22 protein-coding genes and 1 pseudogene are annotated in these 18,741 nt (G+C 46.0%); 22 read left to right on the top strand and 1 reads right to left on the bottom strand.

Features of this window, described 5'->3' with window-relative positions:
* Nucleotides 1-79 precede the first annotated feature (79 nt).
* Nucleotides 80-520, bottom strand: a complete 441-nt coding sequence (locus tag QXT17_RS03125) for an ATP-binding protein (RefSeq protein WP_342783869.1) — start codon at nt 518-520, stop codon at nt 80-82.
* A gap of 86 nt (nt 521-606) precedes the next feature.
* Between QXT17_RS03125 and QXT17_RS10045 the strand changes: the two are divergent.
* The 22 genes and pseudogenes from QXT17_RS10045 to QXT17_RS03020 all read left to right on the top strand — a co-directional run.
* Nucleotides 607-789: pseudogene (locus QXT17_RS10045) on the top strand (amidohydrolase family protein); the annotation flags it as partial.
* A 119-nt stretch (nt 790-908) separates the two neighbouring features.
* Nucleotides 909-2,231 (top strand): ATP-binding protein, encoded by a 1,323-nt coding sequence (locus QXT17_RS03120; protein WP_342814443.1) that lies wholly within the window; start codon nt 909-911, stop codon nt 2,229-2,231.
* A 79-nt stretch (nt 2,232-2,310) separates the two neighbouring features.
* Nucleotides 2,311-3,588 carry a hypothetical protein gene (locus tag QXT17_RS03115; RefSeq protein ID WP_342814444.1) on the top strand — a complete coding sequence of 426 codons (1,278 nt, stop codon included), beginning with the start codon at nt 2,311-2,313 and terminating at the stop codon, nt 3,586-3,588.
* 217 nt (nt 3,589-3,805) lie between these two features.
* Nucleotides 3,806-4,648, top strand: a complete 843-nt coding sequence (locus QXT17_RS03110) for a DUF3782 domain-containing protein (RefSeq protein ID WP_342814445.1) — start codon at nt 3,806-3,808, stop codon at nt 4,646-4,648.
* A gap of 94 nt (nt 4,649-4,742) precedes the next feature.
* Complete coding sequence (locus QXT17_RS03105) at nt 4,743-5,627, top strand: MBL fold metallo-hydrolase (protein WP_342814446.1); 885 nt, start codon at nt 4,743-4,745, stop codon at nt 5,625-5,627.
* Between the two features lie 190 nt (nt 5,628-5,817).
* Nucleotides 5,818-6,057 (top strand): type II toxin-antitoxin system HicB family antitoxin, encoded by a 240-nt coding sequence (locus QXT17_RS03100; RefSeq protein ID WP_020963211.1) that lies wholly within the window; start codon nt 5,818-5,820, stop codon nt 6,055-6,057.
* Nucleotides 6,029-6,250 (top strand): type II toxin-antitoxin system HicA family toxin, encoded by a 222-nt coding sequence (locus QXT17_RS03095; RefSeq protein WP_020963212.1) that lies wholly within the window; start codon nt 6,029-6,031, stop codon nt 6,248-6,250. The genes QXT17_RS03100 and QXT17_RS03095 overlap by 29 nt, the downstream gene beginning before the upstream one ends.
* Nucleotides 6,251-6,337: 87 nt before the next feature.
* Complete coding sequence (locus QXT17_RS03090; protein ID WP_342814447.1) at nt 6,338-7,069, top strand: MBL fold metallo-hydrolase; 732 nt, start codon at nt 6,338-6,340, stop codon at nt 7,067-7,069.
* A 210-nt stretch (nt 7,070-7,279) separates the two neighbouring features.
* Nucleotides 7,280-7,579 (top strand): hypothetical protein, encoded by a 300-nt coding sequence (locus QXT17_RS03085; protein ID WP_020963214.1) that lies wholly within the window; start codon nt 7,280-7,282, stop codon nt 7,577-7,579.
* A gap of 7 nt (nt 7,580-7,586) precedes the next feature.
* Nucleotides 7,587-7,868: a hypothetical protein gene (locus tag QXT17_RS03080; RefSeq protein ID WP_020963215.1), complete on the top strand. Its 282-nt coding sequence runs from the start codon at nt 7,587-7,589 to the stop codon at nt 7,866-7,868.
* 222 nt (nt 7,869-8,090) lie between these two features.
* Complete coding sequence (locus tag QXT17_RS03075; RefSeq protein ID WP_020963216.1) at nt 8,091-9,434, top strand: ATP-binding protein; 1,344 nt, start codon at nt 8,091-8,093, stop codon at nt 9,432-9,434.
* Nucleotides 9,435-9,643: 209 nt separating this feature from the next.
* Nucleotides 9,644-10,471, top strand: coding sequence for a hypothetical protein (locus QXT17_RS03070; protein WP_020963217.1), 828 nt, complete (start codon nt 9,644-9,646; stop codon nt 10,469-10,471).
* 190 nt (nt 10,472-10,661) lie between these two features.
* Entirely contained in the window at nt 10,662-11,498 is an 837-nt protein-coding gene (locus tag QXT17_RS03065; protein WP_020963218.1) for a geranylgeranylglycerol-phosphate geranylgeranyltransferase, read from the top strand.
* Nucleotides 11,499-11,502: 4 nt separating this feature from the next.
* Nucleotides 11,503-12,096 carry a diacylglycerol/polyprenol kinase family protein gene (locus QXT17_RS03060; RefSeq protein WP_020963219.1) on the top strand — a complete coding sequence of 198 codons (594 nt, stop codon included), beginning with the start codon at nt 11,503-11,505 and terminating at the stop codon, nt 12,094-12,096.
* A gap of 263 nt (nt 12,097-12,359) precedes the next feature.
* The gene (locus QXT17_RS03055; protein ID WP_020963220.1) at nt 12,360-12,890 is read left to right on the top strand and encodes a PaREP1 family protein; all 531 of its coding nucleotides are present in this window, start codon (nt 12,360-12,362) and stop codon (nt 12,888-12,890) included.
* Between the two features lie 165 nt (nt 12,891-13,055).
* Complete coding sequence (locus QXT17_RS03050; RefSeq protein WP_020963221.1) at nt 13,056-13,841, top strand: type VII toxin-antitoxin system HepT family RNase toxin; 786 nt, start codon at nt 13,056-13,058, stop codon at nt 13,839-13,841.
* A gap of 235 nt (nt 13,842-14,076) precedes the next feature.
* Nucleotides 14,077-14,478, top strand: coding sequence for a hypothetical protein (locus QXT17_RS03045; protein ID WP_020963222.1), 402 nt, complete (start codon nt 14,077-14,079; stop codon nt 14,476-14,478).
* Nucleotides 14,479-14,803: 325 nt separating this feature from the next.
* Complete coding sequence (locus QXT17_RS03040; protein WP_020963223.1) at nt 14,804-15,922, top strand: ATP/GTP-binding protein; 1,119 nt, start codon at nt 14,804-14,806, stop codon at nt 15,920-15,922.
* 3 nt (nt 15,923-15,925) lie between these two features.
* On the top strand, nt 15,926-16,606 hold the full coding sequence (locus QXT17_RS03035) for a DUF3226 domain-containing protein (protein ID WP_020963224.1): 681 nt from the start codon (nt 15,926-15,928) through the stop codon (nt 16,604-16,606).
* A 127-nt stretch (nt 16,607-16,733) separates the two neighbouring features.
* Nucleotides 16,734-17,750, top strand: a complete 1,017-nt coding sequence (locus QXT17_RS03030) for an ATP-binding protein (RefSeq protein WP_052886681.1) — start codon at nt 16,734-16,736, stop codon at nt 17,748-17,750.
* A 222-nt stretch (nt 17,751-17,972) separates the two neighbouring features.
* Nucleotides 17,973-18,158 carry a DUF433 domain-containing protein gene (locus QXT17_RS03025; RefSeq protein WP_148682235.1) on the top strand — a complete coding sequence of 62 codons (186 nt, stop codon included), beginning with the start codon at nt 17,973-17,975 and terminating at the stop codon, nt 18,156-18,158.
* A gap of 33 nt (nt 18,159-18,191) precedes the next feature.
* The gene (locus QXT17_RS03020; RefSeq protein WP_020963226.1) at nt 18,192-18,341 is read left to right on the top strand and encodes a DUF2283 domain-containing protein; all 150 of its coding nucleotides are present in this window, start codon (nt 18,192-18,194) and stop codon (nt 18,339-18,341) included.
* Nucleotides 18,342-18,741 lie beyond the last annotated feature (400 nt).

The following is an 18,741-nucleotide window of genomic DNA, read 5'->3' as shown; positions in this document are numbered from 1 at the left end:
AAAGCAAAAATTCCAGGAAACCAAGACATAACTCTCTGAGGCACCTGAAATCAATCTGGCTTTGTTCTAGTCCAACCTTTTAAGGAAGAAGCTTTGATGCTTCACGGTAGATTGGGTCCAGGAACTCGTAGTTCTTTATTATGCTCATGTCTTCGAGGCTTCTCAATATGTTGCTTAAAACGCTACTTGAAATCGTTGCGCCCTCTTTTTCTTCTAGGTATTCTTTAACCTGGCTCCATGTTTTTCTGCCCTCTGCTATTGCCCTGAGGACTAGCCCATATCTTCTAGGGTTGTCCCGGGTCATGTTTCTCAGCTCTTCTAGCGCAGTCCTTACGGCAATGGACTTTATCTTTTCGATGTCAGCTTCGCCCCTCGCGTAGGCGTTGCCGAAGAATGTTAGCCAGCCTGGTATTCCGTCGAATTGTTCATAGGCCGCTTCGAGGACTTCCTCGCTTACCCTTAGGTTTAGCTGGGCAAAACCTTTTCTCAGAAAGTCTATAGACTGCTCCCTGCTGAGCATCTAAAGCTTTACCTCGACATAGTATCTTCCCTAAAGCGGAGACCTTGAGTTCTCTATATCAATAGCGCGCGCTCGAAAGGCTAGCTCATTACATCAAGTTGCTTGGAGCAGAGAAGATCCTGTTTGGAAGCGACTTGGTTCCAAGCCTAACCCCTGAAGATTTAGGGCCTAAAAAACAGATCGAGCTTATCAATAGACTCCCCCTAAGCCAAGAGGAAAAAGAAAAAATACTATTTAAAAATGCCCTACAGCTAATGGGAACTTCCTGAAAAGCTATTGTGCTCGGTTAATAGTTACGAACCTTGCTACGTTAGGGAAGAAGTAAGAAGGAAAGTTGGGATTTTTAATACCAAGACTTTAAATATTTCTTGGTATTCTCAATACCAAGATGGAATCACAGAATCCATGGTGGAAGGGCAAAGAGGCTTTCGAAGAAGACGAGGACTACAAGAAGTGGAGACAAAGCAGTGTAAGATGGGTGCCCCAGCTACTAGAAGAAATTAAGCTAGAGACTCCTGCTCTTCATTTCCTCTATGGCCCACGACAAGTCGGCAAGACAACACTTTTGAAGCTTCTTATTGGAAAACTTCTTCAAGTAGTTGATAATCCCAGGGCAATTTTCTACTACAGGTGTGACTTGCTCGCCGACTACAAGGAACTCAATAGTGTGCTCATGGAATACTTGAAAATAAAAAGGAACGAGGGTCTCCGGGTCTCGTTTATTTTTCTAGACGAGGTTACCTTCCCGAGGGAGTTGTATAGAGCAATCAAATACATGGTTGACAGGGGCTATCTTCAAAACGATATAGTGGTTCTCACGGGCTCTCTAAGCATGTACGCGAAAAGAGAAGTAGAAACATTCCCAGGTAGGAGGGGTCGAGGCAGGGACTACGTTTTATACCCGTTAAGCTTCAGGGAATACATAAAGGTTTCAAGGCCAGACCTATACGGAAAACTCGAGGAAATCAGAGACTTTAGCCCGAAAGAAATACGCGAGAAGTGCTTAAAGCTCATCCCTTGGAGGGAAGAACTAAACAAACTGTTTGAAACATACCTGGTAACTGGAGGCTTCCCACTGGCAGTGAAGACCTACCTAGAGAATAGAAGCATAAGCAGAGAGGTGAAAGAGACTTATCTTTCAGCATTTCTCTACGACCTGGCAAAACTAAGGAGAAACGAGGCAATAGCCAAAAGAGTCATAAAAGCCATAATCGAGAAGCTACCCTCTCCGGTGAGTCTCAACAGCATAGCAAAAGAGTTCGAAATAAGGTCACACAAAACAGTTTTCCAATACTTAGACCTCTTCGAGAAACTATTCATCGCCAAGAACCTCTACTTCGTGGACCCCGACAAGGCTGTTGAGGTATTCTACAAGGAGAGAAAAGTACATCTCACGGACTCATTCCTCTACGAGGTCTTCTCGGAGTGGTGTCACGTTCAAAAGCCCGACGAGTCAAAAATAGTGGAAAGCGTGGTAGCAACACATCTGGCCAGAAGGTTCAGGGTAGGCTACTGGAGAAACAGAACAGAGATCGATGTGGTCCTCCCCGACCTTTCACTGGGATTCGAGATTAAATGGGCCGAAAAAACAAAATTATACCCTAAGAGCATAGGAAAAATCAAAAACATAGTCTACCTCACAAAAGAAGAATTCTCAGACGAGCCACTTGCAGTCCCCACAAGCGTGTTCCTGAGCTGTCTAAAATTATAGATTCTTGCTTGGAGCAGTTGGACTCAACTGGATATGTTAAGTTTTAATAACAGCCCCTATACCAAGCCCAGAGAGCCAAATGAAGAAGCCAGTCAAGATAGCTATCGCTACAATCCTTGTTATATCCCTAACAATCCTTGCAGGTCTCTCAGAAGCCAAGAAGCCCGAGTCACAGATCCCAAGGCTTGAGGCACTAAACATCACGGTTTACCCCCAGTGGCTAAAGCTTAGACAAACCCAGGCAAACATGTCAAGCTTCAGCTTCACCTTCGAGAGCACAGCTACTGAACCGATGAGCCTCCAAAACGTCACAGTCCTCCTCTCTTCTCCGCAGGGCGTCAAAGTGGAAAACATCTCCCTTATTCTGGGAATTAATGGCACCCGACTGGTGCTCCCAGCTGTTTTCTCAGAGAGAAATCACACCATCATCCTGATGGCTAGCGGGATAAACCTAACGGTTCCAGTCAAAAAACAAATCGAAATAAAGATAGCATACATCCCCGAAGTCGATGCATCAGTACTCACAAGCAAAACAGCCAACATGACATGTACACTCCTACTCGACGGCTACAAGCTAACAAACACCATTAACCTGTGGACAAACGCGTCTCTAAAGATGGTGGCCAAAGGCCAGGGAACACAAATAAACATCTATACAAATGTCACGCTAACCGGAAACAATTCTCTCATACTCAGAGCTACAACAGAAAACCCCCTAGCCCTCTGCATAACAGGAGCAGACATACTTGTAGCCACTAATCTTGCAAGCAAGGACTTTTCCCTGACACAAGACGGCAACTGCCTCAAAATAACTGGCGCAGGCAGGCTACCACAGACAATCAATGTCCAAGCCCAACTAAAAGTCCAGAAACAAGACTCACCGATAGCTACGATAAGCATGCAACTAAAGGTGGGAAACAGAACAATAACAGTGAAACAAACAACAATAGAGGCCGGCAAGATATTATCTATACGTAAACCCTACATTATACCATACATCCTCACACTAACCACGCCAGAACCAATCAACGGGACCCTCACACTCATAATAGGAGAAACAACGAGACAAACAAGGCTCACAATGGGAAAAGCCACCCTAATACTCCCAGAAGCCTTCTGGCCAATACTGACCCCAATACCAATACAAGCAACAGAAATAACGCTTGACGGCTCCCAGACAACCTTCTACGCTGTCCAGGACCAGCCAGAAACAATAATCCCCGGAATAGCAACCTTAGCACTGGTTGCCATAATTGCTCTTGCCACGGGATTTATCTTGTATAGAGAAAGGAAAAGAAACAAGAAGAAAAATCCTCCACCAATCACTGAATTTATAGAAGAGATTGAGATAAGCTAGACATATGGGTAGGAATAATAACAATGTTATCATTAATAAAAACAAAGTTATTACATGAAATCTCTTTTTAAAATATAAGAATAACAAACTTATTATCAATAATAACATTGTTATAACAAAAAATCTACAGTTCAAAAGCCACAAAACTTGGCACATAGGACACACATGCTTACATCAACTTTAAAAGGATAGTTCACCCACAAAAATTAGGAGTGAGATGCTGTCAAAAGAAGAAAAACTCAGATTTCTCAATACTTTGCGAGAAGACGAAGAATTTAGACTGGCGGTAGCTGGGCTCCTCGGCTTAAACACTATACTCGAAGAGCTGAAAAAGCTCCGGCAAGACTTCCAAGCCCACTTAGAACTAGAAGAAAAAAGATGGGAAGAAAACAGAAAACGATGGGAGGAGAACAATAAAAGATGGGAAGAGAACGACAAGAAATGGGAGCAAGTTTTCAAAAAACTCGAAGAACACAGCAAGATACTAGAGGAACACAGCGAAATCCTAGAGCAACATAGCAAAATACTTGAAGAGCAAAGAAAGCTCTTAGAAGAGCATAGGAAAGTCCTGGAGGAACACACAAAGATTCTACAGCAACACAGCAAAATGCTGGAGGAGCACTCTAGGCAACTCCAAGAGCAAGGTAAATCACTAGCAGAGCTCAAAGTTGTTATAGGCTCCATGGGGAGAAGGTGGGGTTCAGACCTAGAACGCACAGTGCTAGAGATCTATAGGCAAGCACTCGAGACAAAGGGAATCAAGCCTGAAAACGTAGCCAAATTTACCTATGAAGACGTCGAGGGCAAATATTACCGGAGAGGCGCAAAAATAGAGGTAGACATCTATATGCACAACGACACAACTGTACTCATAGAGGTCAAGTCGAGGGCGGAGCTAGAAGACGTCGAATGGTTCCTCGACAAGGCAGGAATAGTGGAGAAGATCATCGGCAGAAAAGCAGACAAGCTCATCATCGTCGCTGTAAACATAGACAAGGACGCATATGAGAGGGCCCAAGCCCTAGGCATAGACGTAGTCGCTGGTGCAGTAATCGAGTAGGTCCCGGGAAGGTTTTCCCACAGCCTATAGAAGTGTTTAAAAGTAATTGTCTTGCTGTGCAACAAATATATAGAAGCTTTATGAGTGAGTTTATGTGCCTAGACCACGATTGCTCGAGCTCCACCTGACGGTTCTCGTGGACGATTATTCCGGCATGACAAGGCTACTTGCAGAGCACGGCCTAAGCATCCATGTCAAAGCAGTCTACGACAATGGGGAAACATATAGGCTCCTCTTTGACACTGGCCAGACAGGAGAAGTATTGCTCAGGAATGCACAGGGGCTAAAAATACTGCTCGAAGACATCGATGCAGTTGTCCTCTCTCATAGGCACTACGACCACGCCGGCGGCTTGTCCCAAATACTAGACAAGATCAAAGCCAAGCCTCTAGTCGCACACCCAGACGTCGTAAAGCCCAGCTACTCCTCGCGAGAAGGCTTCATGCGCTTCAACCTGGCCCTCACTAGCACCCAGTGGGAAAAAATAATCACCAGCCTAGAGCCAGTCCTAACCAGGAAGCCCCTCGAGCTAGCTCCAGACATATGGTTCCTAGGAGAAATACCCAGGACCAGCGACAACTCCTACGCAACCAGGGGGTTCTATACACAGGAAGCCGGGGAAGTAGTCCCAGACAAGCTACTGGACGACACGGGCATAGCCATAAAGCTCCAAGACACGGCAATAGTAATAGCTGGATGCAGCCACTCAGGAATAGCGAACATAGCCCGACAAGCAAAACAACTAACAGGAGCACAGCAAATAGCCATAATAGGCGGACTGCACACGGGCCAAGCCACAGACCAAGAACTAGAGACAATAACAAGGGAACTCGCCTCGCTCAATACCACCGAAGTCCACGCAGGCCACTGCACAGGGCTCAGAGGAGAAATAGCCCTCCACAACCAATGGAAACAATCGCTGCACAGGATCCACAGCGGCTACACAGCCATCTTTAAGCTACAAGAGAGAGAAAAATAAAACCAGACCCCTTTACATACCAAAAATGCCCTTCGAGACAACTTCTGAAGATGCACGGTATTAACTTAAATCTCCAGAGCAAATCCCCCAGAAGCTTTATTTTGATATGTTTCCACGTCTCAGAGAAAAGGTAGCCCATTCGCCTTGCTAAGTTTAAAATACTACTTTTTGTTAAAAGTAATTGAGAAGTTTGAGGTTCAGCGTAGTTATTGAAAAAGACGAGGATGGTTACTATGTCGCCTACGTCCCAGAGCTACCCGGCTGTCACACGCAGGCTAAAACCCTAGACGAGCTCCTGGAAAGGGTCAAGGAAGCCATCGAACTTTATCTTGAAGTTGAGGGGTCATCTGTGGAAATGGGAAGAGAACTCGTCAGCATACAGTTCATTGAGGTCGGTGTTAGTGAGCTTAAGACCCGTTCCAGCCGATAAGGTCATAAAGGTTCTTATGAAAGTAGGCTTTAAACCAGTAAGGCAAAAAGGGGGCCACATTATTCTTAAACATGAGGACGGAAGAGTAACCGTAATACTTGTCCATAAAGGCGAGGAGATCGGTAGAGGCTTACTCACTCGGATTATTAAAGAAGCAGGTCTAACAAGGGAAGAGTTGCTCAAATTATTTTAGGAAACCTAAACCTATAAAAATATACATGCCAACATCTCTTGAGACATCGTCCAAAACTATTTATACATGACAAAGTTACTTTACTATGTGTATAAATGGATTTTTCCCATTGCAATTCTTATTGTATGCATAGGTGTCTTTGGAGCCCTACTCTACATGCTGGGAAGAGCCTCCAATGTTCCCGAAAAACATGCTGGCAACGAGTCTCGGGAGTATGCCGGGTATGTGCGCCTAGTTGTCCTCGTAGATAACAATCCCTACAAGGAAGGCCTAGAGACGGCGTGGGGCCTCGCAGTCTATCTCGAGACCGGTCAGACCAAGCTGCTCTTCGACACGGGGCCGGACCCCGGCGTACTCGAGAGAAACGCCGAGAAGCTAGGAATAGACCTAAGCAAGATAGACTTCATAGTTATCAGCCACCCGCACGGGGACCATACAGGGGGCCTGAAGCTCCTTTCTTCTATTAAGCCCGGGCTCCGAGTATATATACCGCCAGACCGAAGCCTCAAAAACTATGTCCAAAGCCTCGGCCTAGAGCCCATACAGGTAAACAGCACTGTCGAGGTGGCGAAGGGGGTATTCGTCGTCGAGCCCCTTTATGGACCACCCGTCGAGGAGGCGCTCGCCGTCAAGACCAGCAAGGGACTAGCCATACTGGTCGGCTGCAGCCACCCCGGGGTTGTGAACCTCGTTAACCAGGCAGTTAGAGACCTAGGCATGAAGCCATACCTCGTGCTCGGGGGATTCCACATGTTCGGGGCACCTCTCCAGGATATTAAAGAAGTCGCTTCACGACTAGTGGAAATTGGGGCCGAGTAGATCTACCCTATACACTGTAGCGGCGACACAATCAGGAACTACCTCGCAAACAGCTACAAGGACAAATACGGCGACGGGGGAGCAGGGCTAGAAATCGATATACAAGGATAGCTCGACATAAAACCAGCTTCAAAGGTATGAATCCTTGGATTTAACAGGATTAAATAGTTAGTTTCGTTATATATTGGGAAGATATAACCAGGAGAGAATATGCATGATCTAAGAGTTTCTAGGAGATTTGTAAGCCATGTTATAAAAAGACACAAGGATTGGATAGAAATGTTAGGGCTAGAGACAGGGGAGGAAATTACTAATTTTATAAGGCAAGTCCTTAAGAACCCTGACAAAATTTATAAAGATAAAATCAGAGACGACGTCACATATCTTCTTAAAAGGCTAGATTCATACTTTCTTTGCGTAGTTGTTGTTGGAAAAATTGCTGTAACAGCATACCTTATAAGCCAAGAAAAATATGATAAATATAGGAAAAATAGATGGGTGGAGAGGTGAATAGAAAATGGGAATAGCTTCTCTCTTAGAGCTTGATTTGAAAAAAATACTAGACCTCATTGAGAGGAAGTACAACATTAAATTGCCAAAGAAGGTTATAGAGGTCTACCTAGACGACACCCATGACCTGCTATTTGTAAGGTTCAAAGAGCCCCAAGGAATAGAGGCCGGCGAACCCCTCCCAACAAGGACCATAGCAACGATATTTATCGAAGAGAAAACAGGCGAAATAACCGCCCTCGAAATAGTAGGATTAAGCGACCTACTAGAAGAGCTAGCAATGGCATAGCTTTTTTCTCCTCAGAGTCAGCACACGAGGTTTTCAAGATACTACAAAATACTAACCTAAAACCTTACTTTTTGGGTGCCTACCCTGCCATATTTCCTTTTTCCCCGGAGCTCACATTTAACCCAGGTATATTCCCTCAAAAACCATCGGTCTCATGTTATGGGACATCCAAAATGAAATGAAAAAATTTATAGTCTAGACTATAATAGTTTTAACTATATTATGAAACATCTAATTGACAGGAGGGAAGAGCTTAAGGCCCTTGATGAGTGGTATAACAAGGGAAGAGTAGCCCTTATATTTGGAAGGAGGCGAGTCGGAAAAACCAGGCTCGTCCTAGAGTTCATAAAGAATAAGAGAGCTGTCTATCTCCTAGCCGCGGATTCGACCCTCGAATACAACCTTGCAAAGTTTTCCGAGGAATTGTCAGAGAGATTCAGCGTTCCAGGCTTGAGGTTCAGAGACTTCGAGGAGCTTTTCCGCTTCATCGAGGGCAGAAGCGACGTAGACATAGTAGTCATAGACGAGTTCGGGTACCTAGTAAAGGCGGGGGCTCTTCCACAGTTCCAACGCATCGTGGACATCATCCTTGACACAAAGAAACTAGTATTGACTGGCTCAACAATCTCAGCTATTGAGTCTAAACTCCTGGGATACAGGAGCCCACTCTATGGACGCCTAGACCTCGTAAAAAAGATCCAGCCACTCCGCTTCCACCACTTGTTCGAATGGTTCCCCGGCGCAACCTTTGACGGGGCAATAGCTGTCTACGGGGCCACGGGCGGGGTTCCACGCTACCTTGAATTCTTCTCGAAGTGTACAGGAGACGAAGTCGAAAAAGTAATGCTTAACCCCGACATATTGCCCTTCCGCGACGCGAAGCTCATAATAGAGGAGGAACTGCCCGAGCCGCACCGCTATTTCCAGATACTCGAGGCCATTGCAGGCGGCAGGACAAGGCTAAGCGAGATCTCACACGTTACAGGCATAGAGCCACACAAGCTACCATACTACCTAGGCGTCCTCAGGGACCTCGGCTACGTCTACTACGAAAAGCCCCTGCTCGAGGGCAAACGCGGCACATACAGGGTCAAGGAGCCTTATTTCGCCTTCTGGCTCAGGTTCATATACCCGTTCTACGAGGAGATAGAGTCGGGACTAAAGACACACGCCGAAACATATTTCCGGAAAAACTTCAACACGTACCTAGGCCAAGTCTTCGAACAAGTCGCAGGAGAACTAGTCCTCCAAAAAATCAAACACACGAGGGCAGGCCGGTGGTGGAAGGGAGACACAGAGATAGACCTCATAGCAATAGACGAGGAAACAGCCAAAGCCTACTTCATAGAATTCAAATACAGCTCCGACGTAGACCCAGAAACCGAGCTAGACAAGCTCAAAAAGAAGACAACACTATTCGGCTGGAAAAAAGACACAAGGAAAGAAGAATACATACTCGTCGCAAAATCATTCAAGAGACAGTCAAGCCAAGCCACAACAATAGACCAACAAAAACTCCACAAAATAGCACTAGAAACCCTAAACAACGAGAGAGAAAAATATTAACAAGCACCCGCTCGGCCTTATAAAGAGCACTTTAGGTTGGTCTCTAAAGAAACAATTAGCACACGCTATTAAATAGTAGAAGATATACAAAAGATGATGTTGTTTTACTTCTCGGGAAAAAATGTGGCAAGCTCCCAAGGAATAGATCTGGAACTGACCACCTTAAATATATATCAGAGTGATGATTATAGAAAATAGAGAGTGGTCAAATGATGGAGCTAAGCGAGCTCAAAACAAAGATACTAGCCCTGCTCAAAACAGACGAAGAATTCCGCTACGCAGTAGCAGGCATGATTGGCTACGACGAGATACTAAAAAGACTCCAGAAACACGACGAGAAGTTTGAAGAAATAGTCTCTATACTTAATAGGCACGAGGAGATACTTGCAAGACACGAAGAGAAATTCAAAGAAATACTGGCACAGCTCAAAGAAATCCGGGAATCCCAAAGCAGGCTAGAAAACCGCGTTAACTCTTTAGACAACCGTGTAGACTCTCTAGAAAAAGGCGTAAACTCCTTAGATAAACGTGTGGATTCTCTAGAGAAACGGATAGACTCTTTGGAGAAAAGTGTAAACTCCTTAGAGAAAAAAGTCGACTCTTTAGATAAACGTGTAGGCTCCTTAGAGGAACGCGTCGATTCATTGGCAAGCGCGATGATAGCAGGCTTCGCCGAGCTAAGCAAGTTCGCAGGCATAACCTTTGAAGAATTCGTAAGAAAATTCCTAACAGCAAGCCTCCAAAAGTCAGGCCAGATACCCCAGGGATTAGAGCTCACAAGAAAAGTCATAGACAGCGAAGAAATAGACATCTTCCTAGAAGACCCCCTCATAGTTGGCGAAGTAACAGCACACGCAGATACACCCCAGGAAGCCGACAAGCTCCTCAAAAAAGCAGAACTAGCAAAAACAAGGTACGCAAAGGAGCCCAAAAAAATACTAGTAATCCTCACAGCCAAAAGAGACGTAGCCCAAGAAATACAGAGAAAAGCAAAAGAGAAAAACATAGAACTAATAATAGGAAGAATAATAGACTAGCCCCAAAAGCCCTAAGCTCCCTCAACACGACGACATATCAAAATCTAAAAAGCCCTGAGAAAATCTCTAAAACTTTTATCTTTTAAGTCCCCTAATGAACTTCTTTCGCTGACAGAACCACTGTATTCTTACCCTTAATCCAATGGAAAGAAAGCTTTTTGACTATATGCTGAAGTAATAAAAGGGATTCATGGACAGATCAACTCGTACCATACTTGGGGCGATCGACCTTCTTCGTCCTGGAAACTGCCTAATAATCGGTTTCGCCGCCCTAGTGGGCTACACGATTGGAGGAGGAAGCGACCCCTTAAAAGCGTCTCTACTGTTTCTGGGCGCCGCCATGCTTGGAGCCTGGGGGAACATTATAAACGACTTTTTCGACTTGGAGGTCGACAAGGTAAATAAGCCTTGGAGACCGTTGGCCAGAGGCATAATCACTCCACGGCAAGGTCTAACATTAGGGCTTCTTCTCGCCTCCCTTGGGATCGCCTCAAGCATATCCGTGTCACTGGTGTGCGGGGCCCTAGCAGTAGCTAGTTTCCTCTTACTTTTCATTTACTCGTGGAGAGCCAAGAGTAGTGGTCTCCCAGGAAATATCCTAGTATCTCTCCTTTCTGCCCTAAACATCATTTATGGAGGAGTTGCATCTCCAAAACCACAGCTATCAATTCTCCCAAGCATCTACGCATTCACGATTATTCTTGGACGAGAACTCGCGAAAAGCCTAGAAGACATAAAGGGCGACGCCGAGGCCGGCATAAAGACAATAGCCGTCCAACATGGTCCCAGGACGGCCATACAGGCGAGCGGAGCTGTCCTTCTAGCCCTTGTAGCAATAAGCCCCCTCCCGGCACTCTTCCTCGGCTACAGCACGAGATACCTCGCCCTCGCCCTTCTAGGCGTAGACCTGCCGATACTCTACTCACTACGACTGCTATGGAGGAACCCAGTAGCCAATGCATGGAGAGCCACCAGGATACTGAAAATCCCCCTATTTATGGGTCTACTCGCATTCCTCCTCGGGTGAAACCATGAAAAGCGAAGTCTCAGCAGAGCTCAAGAGGAAAAGCATACATGTAATACCAGGCTTCCTAGCATACCCAGTAATCATCTGGATAGGCAGGCTAGCGGGGGTCATCATCTCTGCATTCTTCCTCCTACTCTACACCCTCAACGAGATATCCCTAAGGAAAGGCCTCAACATTAAAGTCCCAATAGCATACGACACCTACAAGATAATGGCCCGCCCAGAAGAAAGACAAGGCAGATACTTCACAGGCACAATCTACTTCTGGCTCCTAACCCTCATCACAATAATCCTCCTAGAACCCCGTCGCGCAGTAGCGGCAATAATGATATCAAGCCTCGGAGACGCGGCCGCCGCGATAACAGGAAAAGCAATAGATGGACCAAGATGGCCATTCAACAAGAGAAAGACACTTTCCGGATCCCTAGCAATGCTAGCTACAAGCATATCTTCCTGCCTCATAGTTGGCCTACAGCTCCCAACCTCACTCCTAGCGTCACTGACAGCTACAGCCATTGAAGCCTCTACCAGAACCTCTGTACTAGACGAGCTCACAGTCCCCCTGGCACTACTCCTAATCCTACTATTCTCCCCATAAACCCATCTCACACCTCTCTGCAACTAATTTTCGTAAAAACCACTGCGACCCTTGATTAAGGTTAAGTAAGACCTAGAGAAATTCAATTGAGAAAAATAACTAGTGGATGTTTATAATCATTTAATACATCCCGAGAAAAGTCAGCGTCTATATAGATGCAATCACCTTTAAAAGGCATTTAGAGAAAGCCTTAATTTGGAAAATCAAAAAGCCTAATCCCTAGCCAGCTTTTTAAGTCTGAAAGCAATTTATAATGTTAGAATATGGCAGTTGTGGTCCCCAGGAGGATCGCTGAGGAGCTCCAGAAGAGAGGCATCGACGCAGAGTCACTCATAATTGACTATCTTGCAAGGCTACTACAACTAGACCCCGAAGCAACGGCCCAGTCCCACCTCGAACTAGCATTAAGATATCTAGAAGAGGGAAAAAGGCTCATAGAGAAAGATCCCGCCCAGTCAAGCGAAAAACTCTACAAAGCGGCAGAAGAGTCCGTCAAAGCCCTTGCAACATACCTTAACCTCAAAGAAATCCTCGAAGACGTCGAGAAAAATGGAAGATGGAGCATTGCTAGACTCGAAAAAGCCGTAGTAAAAATCTCACAGAAACTAGGATCCCAGTTCAGGTCATGGTGGGACACCGCATGGGCATTACACGTCTGGGGCTTCCACGAGGCAAAACTTGACACAGAAGACGTAAGAATGAGACTCCTTGACATCGAGAGCATAGTTCTGGAGGCACAAAAAATAATCGAGGGTGACAAGCAAACTACGAAACCAATGCGCAGAAACCAGTAAAGAGTCTAAAATAACTAAATCACATAGATAGCGCACTCCAACATGCCACCACACGAAAAGACCACACAAAGACACTTTCAAAATCTAAATACACAAATTTGGGTTTTGTTCTTTTAGGTAGATTTTAATAACTGTGCGAACCACTTGAACCATAGGTTTCATTCCGTGGATGTTTTCGAGAGAATCAAGAAGCAGTTCAGCCTAGTGGAGGAACTCGTAGAAGAGATGGAAACAGAAAACAGTTATAGGGGACTAGAGAGGCTAATCCAGCTAACCATACAGGCCCCTCTCGATCTTGGTCTAATGGTAATTTCTGCTCTGGGACGCCAGAGGCCTAGAGCATATTCCGAGATAGGCTACATTTTGAGGGATCTCGGGATCCTAGATGAAGAGGACGCCTCCAAGCTGAGGTCTATGGCTGGTCTAAGAAACATCCTTGTACGTGCCTATGCAGACGTTGGCAGGGAAAAGGTATCTACCTTTGCAGAGAGGCTCAAAACAGATGCTCCAAGAATAGCTTCCATAATAATGAGACGCCTCGAAACCAAGCCCATAGACCCCCTAAGCGAAGACACGGACTCGCTAGTGGAAAAGCTGAGGCAAGTGTTGAAGGGCAGAGTTGCCATTGCCCTCCTCTACGGCGGCAGGACAAAGGGCTACATACTAAAAGGAGACTACGACATAGCAGTCCTCATGGAGCCACGATGCGATCTCTACAAGCTCGGAGAGCTAGCCGTAGACATAGCCGAGGCACTCGGAGTCCCCGAAGAAAAGGTAGACATCGTCTGCCTCGATTCCCTGTCCCCAGAACACGCCTTAGAGGCTCTAGACGGGAAGCCAATAATCGTGGAAAGCCCTGCCCAACTATTCGAGTTAAAGCACAGGGTCATGATCCAGCTACTAGACCTCGAAGAAGACATGAAAACTATCGAAAACTTAGTTACAAAATAGTTCTTTTCTCCACTTTTCCTCCTAAAGCTTGGCTTTTCACAAAAGAATTCACACTTCGCCTCTCACAACTTACCCAAGGATAAGCTACACCTTAGCCACTTCTCCAAAAGCTTCCAGGGTGCGCGCGCTCCATCGATACATATATGTCTCAGAGGACAAAAAACAGGGTAAGACTAAACCTATGAATGAAGCCACCTAGAAAAAATTTATAATTTCCTAAATAGTTTCAGCTTGTATGCCGTCCTCTACCTCTGCGCCTGTGCCTCCAACGCTTTCTCAGATCCAAATCACGCCTAGCCTCGTTTCCGCCGCCTACAAGCGTTCGCTGAGGTTCGGAGCCTTCTGGAGGCTCAGGCCGGAGGAGAGGGCAATCCTCCTTTTGGCTAGGAGGCTTAAAGCTATTAAAAGCCCGGCCCTACGCGAGGCTATACTCAGGATCCTCGAGAAAGTCTGGCCCTCCAAGGCAACAATGATAAAGGCCTATGAGGAGGGCCTAAAACTATTAGCCAAAAAGATCCAGCTGGCGCTCGCTATTGGAGCTGTACAAGTAGCTGAAGCCCTTAGGAGGGCGACCCATGGCATAGTCCTGGCGCTAGGTTACTCCTATCAAAACACACCCCTATTCTACAGAGGTTAAGCATGGGGGTAAAGAGATAAAGTTCACTGCACATGCCGAAGAAAAGCTCAAACGATTAAAGAACCTAGGAGTTACAAAGGAGAAAATACTAAAAGTCCTTAGCAATCGGGGTACTCAAAGATATTCTCGAGGAAATCATCAAAGCCCCAAAAAGAGAAATTGTAGAAATAACTTAGAACGAGACCATCACATCTGAAGAACCATAACGCCCTTTGGATTCCCAATTTCTACGCGCTGTCTTCATCAAGATCGACACCAGTAGAATCAGCTTTGGCACGTCCAAACGCAGAATTCTTAAAAACCAGCCAAACAAACTAAACACAAAGTGTCCAAATTGATAGAGTCAATCACAATCAAAAACCTAAGAGGAATCAAGCAATGCACAGTAAACAACCTAACAGACATAAATATCTTTATAGGTAAAAACGGCGCAGGCAAATCCACAATACTAGAAGCAATCTACCTCGCCTCGTCCTGGGCAGAGCCAGAAGACCAAATAAGAGACATGCCAAAACACGAATATGTCATATCAAGGAGAGGTGGCAGAGGAAAATGGACAACTTACAAACATACACTCTGGTTCAACAAAAAAACCGATGAAGAGATCGAGATAAACTTCAACTTCAAATCCCAAAACAAACCAAACGAGTTGATATTTAAGCTTCCATACATGTATAATCCTTCAAAAGTTGACTCTCCTGTATTAATTGAAGTTTCACGGCAGAGAATCCCTGAAATTGCTGAATACCACCACGCCCGAAAGCTATATCTCTCTAGCACCGGCGATGCATGGAACCCTAAAACAAAAACTAGCTACAAAACCAGCCTCAAGGAAAAAGTTCTTTCATTTGCCGCGGAAGAGATAACGTACCTTGAAAACGCAGTTCTACTCGATAACAGGTTCACGGTGAGCCAGCTCGAGCAAAAGGTGTGGGGAAAGATATTCGACAAGAGGCTTGACAAAGAAATACTAGAATTTATACGAGAGGAATACGAGCCCACAGCTGAAAGTATCCTCTATAAGCCAAGTGGTGAAGGCTTTGTACTCGCGTTCGCCCTGCCACAAACAACAGTAGAAATAGACTCTCTGGGAGACGGCGCAAGAATGGCGATACTATACGCGTCCCCCCTACTCCTAGCAAGCGACACAGCCGTCCTAATAGAAGACCCCGAGGCACACCAGCACCCCGGAGGCCTAGCTACATTCACGAGGTTCGCATTCAAAACGGCGAAAAAGCAACGCCTACAGCTGTTCATCACGACACATAGTATCGAGCTCTTAAACATCGCAAAAGAAATCTCAAAAGAGCTGGGCCTAGGCCTGAGAATCTATTACATGGAGAGAGGCAAAGACGGCTACGTAGACGTACGAGCCATAGAGGAGCCGGACCTTGAAACCCTCCAGAAAATAGGACTAGACCCAAGAATGCTCCACATACTATAAGCTATGCATATACTCCAGCTAAAGCCCCACCAGGAATCCTTCTACAAAGTGATACATGACAAGATTAAAGGCCTAGACGCAATCGTCCTATGCGAGGGCGCAAGCGACACAGAAGTAGCAAAAAAGATCCTCCGAAAAATAGAGAAAAAACTACCGAAAACCGACAAGCAGCCAGTTATCGCCTTCACAGACGCGGAGGGAAAAGAAAACATCCCACTCCTAGCCAGTGCCCTGCTCTTGCTCTCAAAACTCTCGAGAAAACTCAAGGCAATCGTTGTAATAATTGACGCGGACGAGGACACAGCTGAAAAAAGAACAAGAAGCCTAGTCGACAGCATACTCTCGCGCAAAGGAGACCTCCAGCTCCAGCTATCAGGCACCAAAAGAGACAACACGTCTAGCCAAGTCTTCATGTCCAACATACATGTAAACGGGAGAAAAATAAGACTCATAATCGCCGTAAACGGCGACCCAGGACTACGCTTAACCAAGCACACTCTTGAAGACCACTGCATTAACCTCATGGAACTATCCGTCCCAAAAGGAGCAACAAACGCCAAACAAATAGTCAACGACATAGCACTGTGTCTAGACAAAATAGACAAAACAGATCCACAAACAATATGCAGATCTTTTACACACATCTGCCGCGCACTAGAACTACTATACACAGAAACCACATAAACAACCCAGCCAAAACAAAACAATCAAAGAGCCCTGACGCGTCCCAGCAAGCAAACACATAGCGAAAGGCCTAAGAAAGGCCATCTCAAGACATACATAAAAGTCGCATGCCAACGGGTTCCCATATATGCGAAGAGTCAAGCTCCGACTCGCTGGTCTACTCGTCGAGTTCACAGACAGAGAAAAAGCGCTAGCCCAAGTCCAAGAGTGGGCTGAAAGAGGCACAATCCAGCCTATAGTCATTTTTGGCCCCGAGGGATGCGGCAAAACAGCGCTCCTACGCCAGGCCTCCCACGTACTTAAAGATGCCGGCTACACAGTCTTCCACCTCTACCCACTTGACCGAATATTCGAGGCAGACATCGAGGAGCCAGACATAAGGAAAGCCTTCCTAGACCTAGCCCAGAGAGCTCTCTCAGAAGACTCCCTTGGTAGGGTAGCCTGGGCAGTGTTCGACTTTATACGTGAAGCCCTCAAGAGAAAAAAGAGAAAGATCGCTGTCCTGGCGGACGACGTCTTCCAGGTCATTGGGGTTCAAAACGCCGCGGCATACGTCAAGGGGCTACTAAACATGATAGAGCACCCACTCTATGACTACGAAAACATCGTAGCAATTGTGGCGACAAGCGAAGGCGTTTCCAGGAGAGAGATAGCCAAGCATCTCTGGGCAAATCTAATGCCTATCTGGAACATGCCTAAAAACGGCTTCCAAGAACTCTACGAGAAACTACCCCACCCCAAGCCAGACTACGAGAAAGCATGGAGCCTGACAGGCGGCAACCCCAGGATACTCTCAATCCTCTACGAGAAAAAATGGGACTCCAACACAACTGTAGGCGAGCTCGCCTCAAAAAAGCGGCTAACAGCCTTTATACTCTCGCTAAACCCGCAAGAGCGGGAATGGCTAGCCGAGGCAACAGAGGACCCAGACAAACTCTTCACAAGAGAAAAGCTACCACTCCTCGACAAACTTGTTGACCTCAACCTCATCGTAGACACCCTGGCATCTAGAGACCCACAACTCTGGGTCGACCAGCCCCCACCAGAGAAAGACCCACAGCTAGGCATAGGCAGACACATTGCCTGGCAGACGCCCCTACACAGGGAAGCAGTCAAAAAAGCACTAGAAGAATTTGCACGGTGAAAACAGGATATGTTTCCAAATAGCCATGCTGACCCCTAATTAAATGGGGAAATAGACATGAAGTCGGAAAATGAAAGTTGATGCAAGAGGGAAACCCCATTGCATAGAAAGCTGAGTCATTCTCTGGACACTAGACATATAGCATCATCAGATGCAACAGGTTTTTTAAAATGTTGTAATACTTTACAGTATAGGGGTCAAGTGGAGGACTGAAAGAGTAGAATAACGGTAGACCCTGAAATACTGGTCAGAAAACCAATAATCAAGGGCACAAGAATACCTGTAGAGCTCATCCTAGACCTACTCGCAAACGGCTGGACAACCGAGGAAATCCTCGATAACTACCCCCAGCTCAAAAAGGAGGACATAACCGCGGCTTTAAGCGCGCGCACGCGCGATTATAAGTAAACGCGTGGAAAGAGGTAGGTAGGTGGAGGCAAGATGAGGGTAAACTACGACCCAGAAGCAGACATACTATACATAATAATCAGGGAGGGTCCAATAAAGGACACTGTAGAGGCGGACGACGACGTGTTAATTGAGATTGCAGAGGACGGAAACGTGGCTGGAATAGAGATATGGAATGCCTAGAAAAATCTCCTAGAACCAATCGTGAAAGTGTTCTCCGCAAAGATTAGAAAATCTCTTGAAGCAACTACGAGGCAGTAGACAATGGCTGAATTACATAGGAGCTTGTGCAATAGTTGCAGGGGCATGTCTATAGGCAGGTAGGCTTTGGAGAACCCCGTGAAAGATTTGGCTGAATTGCCTTCGCAGAAGCGTTAAAGAATGGATAGCACAGCGCCCCCATAGACGCTTGATGACAAGGAGGTCATAGCCGCACTATCGCTAATATTATACCTCGCCTCGAGCCAAAGATAACTGGTCCACAAAAGACGAGACTTTCTAGAGTATCCCCTTCGCCCCTCTATTCTAACCCGCGAAACGAATTATTCCTTCACATGCTTCTTCGAGTATGTCCGGAGAAAAC

Origin of the sequence: Thermofilum sp., from assembly GCF_038871435.1 — an archaeon.
Taxonomy (GTDB): Archaea; Thermoproteota; Thermoprotei; order Thermofilales; family Thermofilaceae; genus Thermofilum; species Thermofilum adornatum.
This window is presented reverse-complemented; position numbering and strand designations above follow the sequence as displayed.